Origin of the sequence: Priestia sp. YIM B13489 (genome assembly GCF_042787645.1) — a bacterium.
Classification (GTDB): Bacteria; Bacillota; Bacilli; order Bacillales; family Bacillaceae_H; genus Priestia; species Priestia megaterium.
On sequence record NZ_JBHZOQ010000036.1, the window covers coordinates 225,544 to 238,744 of the forward strand.

The 13,201-nt window shown below is 34.8% G+C and carries 12 protein-coding genes and 1 tRNA gene; 4 read left to right on the forward strand and 9 right to left on the reverse strand.

All coding sequences use genetic code 11. The features are described from left to right. The first annotated feature begins 90 nt into the window (after positions 1 to 90). Both ACFX4W_RS03010 and ACFX4W_RS03015 read left to right on the forward strand, forming a co-directional pair. Positions 91 to 1,299, forward strand: coding sequence for a M20 family metallopeptidase (locus tag ACFX4W_RS03010; protein WP_043981717.1), 1,209 nt, complete (start codon positions 91 to 93; stop codon positions 1,297 to 1,299). A gap of 114 nt (positions 1,300 to 1,413) precedes the next feature. Continuing rightward, positions 1,414 to 2,133, forward strand: a complete 720-nt coding sequence (locus ACFX4W_RS03015) for an EcsC family protein (protein WP_043981716.1) — start codon at positions 1,414 to 1,416, stop codon at positions 2,131 to 2,133. Between the two features lie 39 nt (positions 2,134 to 2,172). Here ACFX4W_RS03015 and ACFX4W_RS03020 read toward each other — a convergent pair whose 3' ends face one another. The 4 genes from ACFX4W_RS03020 to ACFX4W_RS03035 all read right to left on the reverse strand — a co-directional run bounded on the left by ACFX4W_RS03020 (position 2,173) and on the right by ACFX4W_RS03035 (position 5,683). Then, the gene (locus ACFX4W_RS03020; RefSeq protein WP_043981715.1) at positions 2,173 to 3,378 is read right to left on the reverse strand and encodes an ABC transporter permease; all 1,206 of its coding nucleotides are present in this window, start codon (positions 3,376 to 3,378) and stop codon (positions 2,173 to 2,175) included. Further along, positions 3,371 to 4,114 (reverse strand): ABC transporter ATP-binding protein, encoded by a 744-nt coding sequence (locus ACFX4W_RS03025; protein ID WP_043981714.1) that lies wholly within the window; start codon positions 4,112 to 4,114, stop codon positions 3,371 to 3,373. Before ACFX4W_RS03025 ends, ACFX4W_RS03020 begins: the two co-directional genes overlap by 8 nt. Before the next feature lie 198 nt (positions 4,115 to 4,312). Then, positions 4,313 to 5,434, reverse strand: coding sequence for an FtsK/SpoIIIE domain-containing protein (locus ACFX4W_RS03030; protein WP_377559231.1), 1,122 nt, complete (start codon positions 5,432 to 5,434; stop codon positions 4,313 to 4,315). Positions 5,435 to 5,446: 12 nt separating this feature from the next. Next, positions 5,447 to 5,683 carry a hypothetical protein gene (locus tag ACFX4W_RS03035; protein ID WP_241771387.1) on the reverse strand — a complete coding sequence of 79 codons (237 nt, stop codon included), beginning with the start codon at positions 5,681 to 5,683 and terminating at the stop codon, positions 5,447 to 5,449. Between the two features lie 376 nt (positions 5,684 to 6,059). On the opposite strand from ACFX4W_RS03035, the gene ACFX4W_RS03040 reads away from it, so the two are divergent. Then, a tRNA-Cys gene (locus ACFX4W_RS03040) sits at positions 6,060 to 6,131 on the forward strand. A 27-nt stretch (positions 6,132 to 6,158) separates the two neighbouring features. Continuing rightward, positions 6,159 to 7,571 carry a S8 family peptidase gene (locus ACFX4W_RS03045; protein WP_043981777.1) on the forward strand — a complete coding sequence of 471 codons (1,413 nt, stop codon included), beginning with the start codon at positions 6,159 to 6,161 and terminating at the stop codon, positions 7,569 to 7,571. Between the two features lie 37 nt (positions 7,572 to 7,608). On the opposite strand, the gene ACFX4W_RS03050 is transcribed toward ACFX4W_RS03045, so the two are convergent. The 5 genes from ACFX4W_RS03050 to ACFX4W_RS03070 form a co-directional block, all read right to left on the reverse strand. Further along, entirely contained in the window at positions 7,609 to 9,036 is a 1,428-nt protein-coding gene (locus ACFX4W_RS03050; RefSeq protein ID WP_377559232.1) for a sensor histidine kinase, read from the reverse strand. Then, complete coding sequence (locus ACFX4W_RS03055; RefSeq protein ID WP_043981776.1) at positions 9,036 to 9,716, reverse strand: response regulator transcription factor; 681 nt, start codon at positions 9,714 to 9,716, stop codon at positions 9,036 to 9,038. Before ACFX4W_RS03055 ends, ACFX4W_RS03050 begins: the two co-directional genes overlap by 1 nt. Before the next feature lie 89 nt (positions 9,717 to 9,805). Continuing rightward, positions 9,806 to 11,638: an FtsX-like permease family protein gene (locus ACFX4W_RS03060; protein WP_080781678.1), complete on the reverse strand. Its 1,833-nt coding sequence runs from the start codon at positions 11,636 to 11,638 to the stop codon at positions 9,806 to 9,808. Next, complete coding sequence (locus ACFX4W_RS03065; RefSeq protein ID WP_043981774.1) at positions 11,619 to 12,398, reverse strand: ABC transporter ATP-binding protein; 780 nt, start codon at positions 12,396 to 12,398, stop codon at positions 11,619 to 11,621. The genes ACFX4W_RS03060 and ACFX4W_RS03065 overlap by 20 nt, the downstream gene beginning before the upstream one ends. 24 nt (positions 12,399 to 12,422) lie before the next feature. Then, entirely contained in the window at positions 12,423 to 13,184 is a 762-nt protein-coding gene (locus ACFX4W_RS03070) for an ABC transporter permease (RefSeq protein ID WP_043981773.1), read from the reverse strand. Positions 13,185 to 13,201 lie beyond the last annotated feature (17 nt).

Genomic DNA, 13,201 nt, shown 5'->3' on the forward strand with positions numbered 1-13,201 from the left:
TTCTTTTCTTTTTAATAGATAATGATATAATGATTAAAATGTCAAAAAATTCAAAACTTTATTCAACCTATACAGAAAGGATATGGTCACGTGAATTCCAAGCTATATACTTTACTTGAAGAAAAATTTGATGAAATGGTTCAAGTCCGCCGATATCTGCATCAGTATCCAGAACCGTCTTTTAAAGAATTTCAAACTGCTGCCTACATTCGATCTTTTTATGACAAAATCGGTATTTCTTACCGAGCAAATGTAGGAGGAAACGGCATTGTAGCAAGCATTCAAGGAGGAAACCCTGGTCCTACTGTAGCTTTGAGAGCCGACTTTGATGCCCTGCCTATTCAAGATGAAAAAGATGTACCATATCAATCAACTGTTCCCGGTGTAATGCATGCGTGTGGTCACGATGGTCATACAGCTACTCTTTTAGTCCTTGCTAAAGCGCTTTTTGAAATAAGGGATTCTCTCCCTGGTAAAATCATCTTCATTCATCAGCACGCCGAAGAGTACGCACCCGGAGGCGCCAAGTCCATGATTGAAGACGGATGCTTAGACGGTGTAGACGCGATATTCGGAACGCATTTATGGTCATTAACTCCAACTGGTGTCGTTCAATATCGAACGGGCCCTATTATGGCTGCTGCCGATCGCTTTGAAATTACGATCAAAGGAGCAGGCGGCCACGGTGCACAGCCTCACAAAACAAAAGATTCAATCGTCATCGCCTCTCAGCTTGTTGTTAATTTACAGCAAATTGTAAGCAGACGTGTAAACCCAATTGATTCAGCGGTTGTGAGCATAGGTTCTTTTGTAGCAGAAAATGCATTTAATATTATTGCTGATTCTGCTCGACTAATTGGAACGGTCAGAACATTTAATGAAGATGTACGAAATGACGTAGAAAAAGAAATCGAACGAATTGTCCAAGGTACATGCTTAACAGCTGACGCTTCTTATGAACTGAGTTATACGCGCGGCTATCCTTCCGTCGTCAACCACCCGGAAGAAACGGCCTTTCTTGCTTCTGCTGCTTCTCAAATCGATGAAGTTCATACAGTCGAAGAAACGGAGCCTCACATGACTGGGGAAGATTTCTCTTATTATTTGCAGCATATTAAAGGAACGTTCTTTTTTACAGGGGCTCAGCCAGAAGGTGTAGATGCTCCGTATCCTCATCATCATCCTAAATTTGATTTTAACGAAAAAGCAATGCTTATCGCAGCTAAAACGCTTGGTACGGCTGCTGTTGAGTATTTAAGAGAACAAGCTCCTTCTAAAAACGTAATAAAAGCGAATTAATCATTCAGCAAGCATTCGTACAGATAAGCAGACGAGTGCTTGTTGTTTTATTTCAGGAACCTTTTCCTCACTTAAAACGTAGTATTTATATCGACTGAAATGAGGTGATTTTTTTTGAATACGTATGAAGAAAAAGTGTTACAAGAAGCTGAACATTGGAAATTCAGCATGTTGAAACGACCTTCTAAATTTCAACGGACCGCAAAATCTTTACAGCTTAAAATAAATGAAAAAATCCCTGCTAAAGTCCATAAGATTATGACTGAAAGCATAAAAAAAATGGTTGAAACCACGCTTGTTGGATCCGATTTCACCACTAAAAAAAGAGATGTCAGCGGTCTTTCATTTGAAGAAAAAGAGAACAGAATTTTGGAACTCATACCTAAGTACAAAAAAACAGCTGCTGTAGAAGGAGCTGGTACTGGTGCAGGCGGTATCCTTTTAGGTGCAGCAGATTTCCCGCTTCTTCTTTCCATAAAAATGAAGTGCTTATTTGACATTGCCGCTACGTATGGTTTTGATGTAAAAGAAAAAGAAGAACGCATTTATATGCTGTATATTTTTCATCTTGCCTTTTGCAGCGACGACCATAGAACGAAGCTGCTCGAAGTATTAGAAAACTGGGAAGAAAAGAAAGAGGAACTTCTTGAGCTTGATTGGAAAGCTTTTCAACAAGAATACCGTGATTACATTGATGTTGTGAAAATGTTTCAGCTTATGCCGGTAATTGGAGCTGTTATAGGTGCATATGCTAATTATCAGCTTCTTGACCATCTCACAAAAGTAGCAATGAACGTCTATCGCTTCCGTATATTATCTTCGTCTCCAAAGTAGTCTAAAAACGTAAAAAAGCTCCTTTCGGAGCTTTTTTTTTTACGTTAATTTTTTATTTACATATGCATGTACAAATAAGTGAATAAATATAGCACCTGCTGCCACGGAAAGCAGTGCAGCAACTATATTAGAAAAAGCCACCGCTATGGCGAGCACAAGAATTTGTACATACAGCGCTTTTTTCCATACGTCCAAAAATGCCTTTTTCCGTTCTTTAGCTTCAACCGGATAAAGAGAAAGCCATAAAATCTGTTTGTGCTGCTTCCAAAGCGGAAGTAATTGAAAACCCGTCATGTATACAACAAATAAAACAACCACTATATTGCCGTATTGAAACGGCGCAGCTACAATTAAAAATCCGCCAATGACAGTTAAGCGAACGAGCAAACTTAAATAATCTCCTGATCGCAAAAATGTTCTGGTGTATAAGTAATGGTAAGTGGCACTTTGACGAAATGGAATACGTGCTACTAGCCAATCTAAATATCTACGGCGTTTGATTCGCTCTTTCACCTGAGGAACGTCCGTAAATAAATTAGCTAATCGATAAAAATAGCCCATGCGCTTTTCTTCTAAGTCAATTAGCTTTTCCCATTTGATCGGCTTTCTTTTTGTAAGCGAGCGATAATAAATGGCTAGCGCAATCATAATCACCGCTACGATTCCTGTAAAGAATGCGTATGCATGGGAAAATAAGAAGTACGTAAAAACTGCGTTCAAGAAAAACCTGACGACATAATCTGTCCACTTCGCCCACTTTTCTTCAAACCATACAGCCCACCAAGACATGCCTAAGTTTACAACTTTCAAGATAAGTAATAGCAGAAAAAACACAAAAACGTTTGAGTAAGAATCATGCATTACCTTTACTTGAAGAGGTGCTGCTGCACCAGTTGCAAATAATAAAATATAAAGCTGAATCGTAAAGGTAAACCAAAAAGATTTTTTGAAATAAGGCTGAAGCTTCGTCTCCAAAGGAAGTAAAAAGACTAAATCAGGTCGTTTTAAAAACGTTTGAATTTGACCCATGGTTAAAATCAATCCCATAAGTATCGCAATCACTACAGCCGAAGGAAACGCAGGTGTTAATGTACTCAACCACTGTTGATAATAGTAGGCCAAACCGCCAATTGCAAAAATTAACACTAATTTAATGTGGTCATTTAAGATATATTTTGTATATCTTCTTATATCCACTAAATACTGCTGAAACCGTTGCTTCCATAATGCATCAATCTTACTCATAGCCTTCTTCCTTTGTTAATTCAATATAAATTTCATCAAGAGTAGCATTGCGCATTTGAAATTCTTCTTGAAGGTCTTTAAGCGTTCCTTGCGCTCTTACTTCTCCGTTATGTAAAATAACAAATTTATCGCAGTAGCGTTCCGCGGTCGCCAAAATGTGTGTGGACATTAAAATGCCTGCACCTTGCTTTTTCATATCCGTCATCAAATCAAGTAAAGATTGAATACCCAGCGGATCTAAACCTAAAAAAGGTTCATCAATAATATAAAGAGACGGCTGAACCAAAAAAGCGCACATAATCATAACCTTCTGCTTCATTCCTTTTGAAAAATGCGCAGGGAACCATTTTAACTTCCGGTCTAAACGAAACTCTTTTAAAAGCGGCTGCAGACGGGCTTCATATGTTTGAGGCTCAAGTCCATAAGCCATAGCTGTCAGATCTAAATGTTCTTTTAATGTTAATTCATCGTATAACACAGGAGTTTCTGGAATAAACGTAAACTGACTTCGATAACCTGTTGGATCTTGTTGAAAGGTTTTATTATTAATGGATACACTTCCTTTTTTTGCTTCCATTAATCCAATGATATGTTTAATCGTTGTACTTTTGCCGGCCCCGTTTAACCCGATTAACCCGACTAATTCACCTGCATTTACATCAAACGATACATCTTTTAAGACGGGAGTTTTTGTATATCCCCCTGTAATATTGTTAATTTGCAATAAAGAACCCATCACGATCTCCTTTTATTTGTTCTTTTTGTCTCCAAGCGCAAGCGCTATTTGCTCTATTGTACCAAATCTTTTTCTTCCTCACATTGTTTTCAATTTTTTTCGGTTAATTTTTCCAGAATATAATCGAAATATCGGGACATTCTATATAGGGAAGAAGGAAAACAAGTTATTGATTACAACTAATCATTACAAAGCTTCTTACATTTGGGATGAGGTGTCTACAGNTTGTGATGTAACTTCGAGTTCTGGTTCGGGATCTTTCACAAGCCTTTTATAAGAAGAGAGTATTTCCTTACAAGCTCCTTCATCTAAGAAGTAGGCTTGAAACTCTTTGACCTCATCAATCTTAATTTTTATGCGCCCCCTGGCTGCAGCATCGATTTCTTCTGCGCCAATTACTCCGGCTACTTTCGCATTTATCGCATCCGCCTGCCTGCCAGAGATCCGAACCCTTAAGTTTACTTTGAGTGCGGAATTCAACAAATCGGCATCGGGACGCTGCATGGCAATGATGGTATGAACACCTAGAGCACGACCTTGACTTGCAAACTGTTCAATCATCTCTACAAGATCCGTTTCTCTCTTCACGATGGACATTTCATCAACCACTACTACAATCCGAGGGAGCTTAAACGGAAGCCTGCTTATATGTGTCACACCATGTTCTAACAATAAATCGCCTCTCCGATACATTTCAGCTCGTAATAACGCAAATGGTTTTCTCATATCCTTTGCCTCAAAACAAAGCGTATCTACATGTGCAATCCCATTAAATAGGTCTAAATCGGCTCGCTTGAGATCCACTAATACCCATCGCAAATCTTCAGGAGATGTATATTTCACCCATGTTGTGAGGATCACACGCATGAGACTACTTTTTCCGGCTCCAATTTCCCCAGATATCAATAAGGTTTCTAAATCAGCAAACTCCCATGAAACAGGGTTTCCATAGACATCTTGACCAATGCATACAGGAAGCTCCATTTTCTTAATATGAGGGTAAATGATTTCATACTCATAAGTAAGCATCTTAGGTAGGCTTTTGTGATGAACGGTAATACTAAAGTTCTTTAAGCTGCCGTTTATTTCAATATTGCTGCCTAATACTTGTCGTAATGCCCATCTTTTTTTATTTAAAAGTTCAGGATCAATGCCATTCAGTAAGGAAAAAGCATACCGAGTGTAGGAGTGCTGATGATCGATCCGATGGATTTTAGGAAATTGATAGGAAGTACGATCCCCACGTTTTATAACCCGATAAATTTCTGCTGTACGAAACGCTTTAATAAGCTTTCCACGCAATTTTAGTTTCTCAAACATCTAAAACCCTCCTCAAAACATAAAGGTCCCAAAAAAGTAAATCAACGCGCTATAGAACGTGACAGGCAAGATAAATCGCATTACTTTCGCAAATTGATCAACAAGATCGATGACACCCCATCGCTCTAAGATTCGTTCGATGATAGCAATTCCTAAGACAATGCTTCCTATGGTTAGAATAGTAGGGTCAAGCATGGCTAGTGGACTAAAAGAAACAAAGGAATAAGCCTTGAAGGGACGAGGTTCCACGAAGGGCCTCGCTAGGCGTATATAGCTTGTATAACCGAGGTAATGTTACTGAACTAGCTACTGATTAGGTAACGAAGTCGCGATTCTTTAGATACTATGTAGCTAATGCAGTAGGCTTGCCTGTCCACTCGAAAAATAAAAAATAACTTTTACTGCAGTAGGGGATTAGTAGATGTCGATGTAAGAGGTGCTGGGAGTTGGCTTAGTTGCTTACCTTTTTCATGAAACGGACGAGAATTAATATCCATATATTGTGAGTTGGTTTTTATAAATACTTAATCATATTTATCTATCTTGCGGAATATACTAGTTATTTCTTCGATATATTCAGATTATAAATCTATCAATATTCGTTATCTTATATTTATAGGATCTAGGTGGAATAGCCAAGTGGTTAAGGCAAAGGTCTGCAAAACCTTGATCTCCAGTTCAATCCCGGATTCCACCTCTAAATTATAAATATAAGGAGAAGATTATGAAAAAACTCACTATAATCATTACTACCCTCTTACTTTGCTTTTGTTTTACTAATGATATGCATGCTAAAGCAGAAACAAATCAATATTATACGGTTATCTTAAAAAATCGTTCTCAGTGGAAACACTCTATAGAGAAGATTAAAAAGAGCCAGGGAGAAATTACTTATACTGTTTCTGAGATAGGACTAGTTCAATTTAAAGGAAATCAAACAGTTGCTAAAAAAAATGCTTCTTTATTTAAATCCTTAAGCCCTTCTCTAAAACTAGAAAAGCCTTCTATCCCTGAATCTTTAAAAAAGCCTAATTTAGGCGTAAACTCAATAAAAAGTTTAAATAGCACCCTTCCTGCTTTATGGGATATGCAATGGGATATGAAAGAAATTACGCACAATGGAGAAAGTTATAACATAGAATCAGGTTCTCCTAATGTAACTGTTGGAATTGTTGACTCTGGAATTGACATCGACCACCCAGACCTCGTAGACAATCTAAAAAGTGGATCAAAAAATCTTGTTCCAAAAGGTGGGCTCAGAGGGACAGAACCTGAAGAAACAGGCGATATTAATAGTATTAATGATATTAATGGACATGGGACTATGGTAGCTGGATCTATCGCTGCCAATGGCGAAATTAAAGGGGTGGCACCTAATACAGGAATTAAAGCATATCGTGTGTTCGGTAATAAGTCAGCTGATGCTGTGTGGATCATTAAAGCAATTATTCAAGCAGCTAAGGATGACGTCGATGTTATTAATCTTAGCCTTGGTTCCTATTATATTGATGGCGAAATATATAAAGACGGGGAACTTTTAGATAATAAGTGGGCAGATGTTGAAGGATATAAACTTGCAATTGAATATGCTAATAAGTTAGGTAGTGTGGTAGTTGCTTCTGCAGGAAACGATTCAATAGATGTTTCCAACAAATCAGAGCTAAATGATTTTCTTAAGAAAAAATATGCGGAAGAAGGAAAAACATTTAATGGGGTAGGGATTGAGGCTCCAGGGGAATTGCCTGGTGTAGTTACCGTGTCTTCTACTGGTCCTACGCAACAACTTTCTTTATTCTCTAATTTCGGAAAAAATTATATTGATATCGCTGCTCCAGGGGGAGATTCTAGATTATTAGAAAAATACGGCCAAGAGGCATGGTGGGATGGTGGACTTTTCCGACAAGAACAAGTATTAACTACCTTTAACACGGGCAGATACTTATTTGCTTCTGGAACTTCCATGGCTGCACCGAAGGTTTCTGCTACTCTGGCCTTGATTATCGACCAACGTCATTATAAAAATCGTCCAAATAGTTCTATTGATTATCTCTACAAAAACGGAGTGAAAAAAGATATTACACCTAATTTAGCTTATTGGGGAAATGGTCAACTAGACGTATATAACGCGGTCAAATAAATAAAAAAATGAACTATGAATATCATAGTTCATTTTTTTATTTATTAATAGAAGAGATATTAAATTCAATACATGCTCCTTGAGGTTCATTATTTTTAGCACAAATTTCTCCGCCATGTTTTATAACTAACTCTTTTACAATATATAAACCTAAACCATGATGAAGTTGGTCGTTTCTTGAAGGATCCCCTTGATAAAATTTACTGAATAAGAAAGGTAAATCTTTAGTATCAAAGCCTCTTCCTGTATCAGAAATAGAAAAAAACATCTCATCTTTCTCTATCTGAACTTGAACATGAATACTCCCATCTACTGAAGTAAAACGAATACTATTAGAAATTAAATTAGTAAGAATTTGATGCAAACGTTTTGGATCTAATACAAATTCAGAATTTTCTTCTTCCAATTTGCTAGTGAAGCTGTAAGTAAGATTTATTTTCTCATCCTCAGCCCACTTTTTAAATTCTTCTAACATTTCTGGTAACATTTCTATAGGAAGGACGCTTTCAAGCTCAAGAGTAAAATCTGGGTTATCTACTTCAGACACTCTTTTCATTTCGTCTGTCAAATGCAATACTCTTTGAGTATTGTTTTTTATTGTTTGCAAGTATTGTGGTAAACGTTTCTGCCCATTTAATGATGGATCCATTAAGACCTCTACATGAGATAATATGATTGTTAGAGGTGTTCTTAAATCATGAGCAATAGAAGCCACCATATCTCGACGCTCTTGCTCTAATTTCCATTGAAGATAAAGTGATGTTTTTAACTCTGCTTTCATACTGTTAAAGGAATCAATTAATGTACCAATTTCATTTTCACTTTCATATTTAATTTCAAAATCCAAATCTTGATTTTTAATTTTCTGAGAAGCAGCACTCAATTCTTTAATCGGCTTATTTAATTCTCTCCCTAAACGTCTTGCAAATAAGTATGAGTAAAGTGTTAAAAATAAAAAGGGAATTAATAATATTATAAGAAATATGTATTTTATATAATAGTCAATAGATGATGCTAACACGTATCGTACGGCTAAAGCTCCTACCATTTTATTTTTGTCGAGGACTGGAAGGTACTTCGTTATGACCTTCCCTTTTTGATCAGATCGATTAACTTTTTCATATATACTTTTGTTACTTTCTATTAATTGATCATCTAAGGTGCCATACACTTTCTTTCCTCTAAGGTTTATAACCTGGTATGTAATACCTTCCATAGGAATAACTTTTTCTAAATTCTTTTGAAAAGATACGTCTACTATCTTTTCTCCTTTTGATTCGACAAACTTTTCTATACTAGGAACTTTTTTCTCGTAGTAATTAGCAGGTTGAACTGACTTTTCATTGTAGACAGAGAGAAAATAATATATTAAAACTAAACTACCAATTGTACTTATGAGGCTTAGAAAAATTACAGAAGCAAAGGTTAAGATAAACTGATTTTTTAAAGATAGCCGTTTGATCATCAACGTTTTTCCAATTTGTATCCTACTCCCCACACTGTTTTAATGTGATAAGTTGACATACCCGAAGTTAATTTAGCCCTTAAGTTGTTAATATGAACTATAATAGTATTTAAGTCACCCATTGCATCAATACCCCAAATTTTCTCATAAATCTGTTCTTTAGAAAATATTTGTCCTAAGTTTACTGTTAAGAGTTCTAATATCTTAAACTCTTTACTGGTCAAATCTATCTTATTACCATCTAATAAAACGTCATGTTGTGAATAGTTAATAGTTAAATTACCTAAAAGACGTTGATTTTGAGTGCTAACTCTCTCCCTATGTTCACGCCTTAAGTGTGCCTCTACCCGAGCAATAAGTTCTTTCACTTGAAAAGGCTTTGTTATATAATCGTCTCCCCCTAAAGTTAAACCCTTTACCTTATCCATCTCTGAGTGCTTCGCGCTTAAAAACAGAATAGGACAATGAATTTGTTCCCTAATAACTTTACAAAGATCAAAGCCATCCATTTGAGGCATCATAACATCTAATATTATTAAATCTACCTTTGCCTTTAACTGATCTAATGCTTGTTCTCCATTATAAGCTTTAAGAACTCTATAACCTCGATCTTCAAAGATATCAGAGATTATATCTACAATCTCTAACTCATCATCGACCACAAGAATACTTTCTTGCATAGATATATACCTCCCCGCCCTCCTAATATTTGATTTACCTAGGAGAGGTCAATTAGTTAGTACTCTCCTAGACAAAAAATACCTTCTTTTCATAGCACCTTTTTAGAATAAAAGTAACTAGAAATAAGATAGATAATAAATTGAGACACTCCAAATATTAAAAATATTACTATTATAGAATAAATTGTAATTCCTTCTAATATATTTTGCAAGGCATTAGTAGCTATAAATAAATTTAATCCCCCTATAAATAAAGGAACAAAGAATATGACTGAAATTTGAATATACAAAGTCCTTTTAACTTCTTTATCTGTAAGACCAACTTTTCGTAATGAGTGGAATACTTTTTTATCATCATTCATATCTTCATACAGTTTAAACCAAAGCAGACTAGCTAAAGCAAGAAACAAAACTAAGCATATAAACAGTCCTGTAAGTCTCAGTATTGAGGATAATTGAACTGTATTTTCATAATCGAGAAGTCGAACACTATGAAGATTACCCGATTTTAACGAGGGTGTATCGGATAATTTTTTTAAGAGGTTATAACTTTTTGCATCCTCTTTAAAATCTAGTTTATAAAGTAACAATTTCTTTTCAGAAATCGTTATTCTATATATTTTACTAAAAGTATTTTCCGGTACAGAGATAATACCCTCAATTCCATCTATGGGATTAAGAACTCTTTTACCGTTCATCTCTTTAACTTTTAGATCTCTCTCCCCTTTTTCAGATTTTAATTTTACGATTCCATTAGTAATATCATACTTTTTTTTATTATTAAAAATATAATTGTTATTTTTTAATGAATCTTCATCTTTTATAAAAGATGGATCATTCTGTATTACTAAAAATTCCTTGTTCCCACTCTCTAAAGAAATTTTTAGTCCTTCCCATTTCTTCGTTTGTAAATCCTTTATTCCTTGTCTCTTCAATTCATCTATACTATCTTCTATTTTGTTTTCCTTCCCCTTTGATACAACAAATAATGCTCCTTGAGGGTGAGTTCTTTGCATTCTTTGATTGTTATTTTCTATATATAACTGAATAGAACCTATTGATATCATAATTGCAGATAATAGAATAGATACGATAAAGATAATTTTTGAATTATAATATAATTTTTTTCTTAAACTTATAAGAGTTAACATCTTTATCCCATTTAACTGCCGTTTTTCTTTATTATTTAAATAAGATATTACACCTACTAAACCATTTGAACAGAATAGGTATGTGCCTACTAGTACTAAGACTAATAAGGGTAAAAAGGAAAATAATAGTATAGGTAAAGATGCATAAGAAATAAATATATAAGAGGCTAAAAGAAAACAGATAGATAAAAGGAATTTAATCCTAGAGAATTGAGCTGAAGGTTTAGGTTTTCTTTCTTCTTGAAATAACTCTAGAACTGCAATTCGTTTAATTTTTAAGTAACTTCGACATGAAACAAGTAAAAATACTATTCCAAATAAAATAACCGTAACAAAAACAGCCACGGGAGAGAAAGTATAAATGAACGATTGATTCAAAAATAGAATATCACTCATAAAATTAAAGAAAATCTTTGATAACAGCATTCCAAATAAAATACCTACTAAAATAGAAAACGTACCAACTACGGCGTTCTCTAAAACGAGCACGTTAAACAATTGCCTTCTAGAGGCTCCAAATGTTTTCCAAATACCCATTTCTTTTTTTCTTTCTCTAAGGAAATGCTCATGTGAATATGCGATAAAAAAACAAGAAAATAGTAATATAATAATTTCACATGCAATTAATAATTGTTCCGTTCCTGAAACCTTTGGATACAACAGAAAGGCTGCGTACATATAAAAAATTGCTACAGAAAGAATACTACTAAGTATGTATACTGTGTAATGAGAAAGGTTACGGGTTATATTCTTAATTATATATTTCCGCATTGACACTACGATCCCCCACTTCCTTAGCGACAAATGATAAGATTCTTTGATTAAATTTAGATGTATCTTCTAATTGGCAGCGTTTCATCTCATGGACAATTTTACCATCTTTTAAAAATATGACTCTGTTACAAAAGCTAGCAGCTACAGAATCATGAGTTACCATTAGAATAGTTGTTTTGTACTTCTCATTTAATGCGTTTAGAGTATGTAGAACATTTTGAGCAGATTTAGAATCTAAATTCCCTGTCGGTTCATCGGCAAATAATAAAGCAGGATTGTTAATAAGAGCACGAATGATAGCAGCTCTTTGCTGCTGTCCCCCAGAGACTTCATAAGGATATTTAGTTAAAAATTTTGTCACTTCTAATTCTTCAGCAAATGTTTGAAGTTTATTCTGTACACCTTTCTTATCTCCTTTTTTTAAAGCAGCAGGTAATAAAATATTTTCTTCGATAGTCAAATGATCTAGCAAGTTATAATTTTGAAAGATGAAACCAATATGTTCACGTCGATAAATACCTAACTGTTCTTCTTTCATACCTGTTAGAGTGGTTCCTCCAACCTTGATATCCCCTTCTGAGGGGATATCAAGGGAGGAAAGCACATTTAATAAGGTCGACTTTCCACTTCCCGAAGGACCCATAATTGCTACAAAGTCTCCTTCTTCAACATCTAAACTTATATTTTTCAGGACAGGATACGCTCTGTACTTAGTTTTATAAACTTTTTTAATTTCTCTTGCTTCCAATATAGCCATTTTAGTTTTCCCTCCTATTTTTGCTTAAGAAGTAAATTCTTTTTTACTCCAAATTCGTACGCAAGCACCAAAACCAACTACCATAATAATTAATGCAAAAGCATATAAAGAATTGCTACCGGTACTAAGAGTATGAAAGATACTTTGGACTGATAATAAGAAAAATGAAAGTTGGCTAGAAACATACAAACAACCTACATATAACCCAATTAATAAGAAAAAGCTAATAACCGCATTTGAAATTATTACACTAATTAAACTAGCAAGAGCTAAACAGCACATTTGAATGATGAAAAAGAGACCATAAACTTGTACTGTATATAATATAGCTTCTATAGCATTTTTCTGTTGACCATAAAAAATAAAATCATTATCTGGTTTTAAGAAGATAAAACCAAACGCTATGCCGATCCCTAGAATAATTAATAAATGTACTAGTACCATTAAGGCAAGAGAGAACCATTTTGAAATTAGAAATGATTTTCTTTTAAAAGGTCTAATTAAAAAAAGGCGATACGCTCCTGAGTTATATTCTACATTAAGGCTATTTAGAAAAAATACTGGCATAAAGATTAATGTAAGTAAAAATGAAGATTCTTTTAATAAGAACCATGGAAAATTCCAAGTATTTAGAGGAATTTGCTGATCATTATTATAAATTCCAACTCCATAGTACCTTAAGAACCAAGCTTGAAGAAGTACAATCACAGCAAAAATCCCAATCATCCATTTACTTTTTCTCTGGCTCCAAAGTCTCTCCCATTCGCTTATAAATAATGCTTTCAATTAAAACCCTCCTTGAG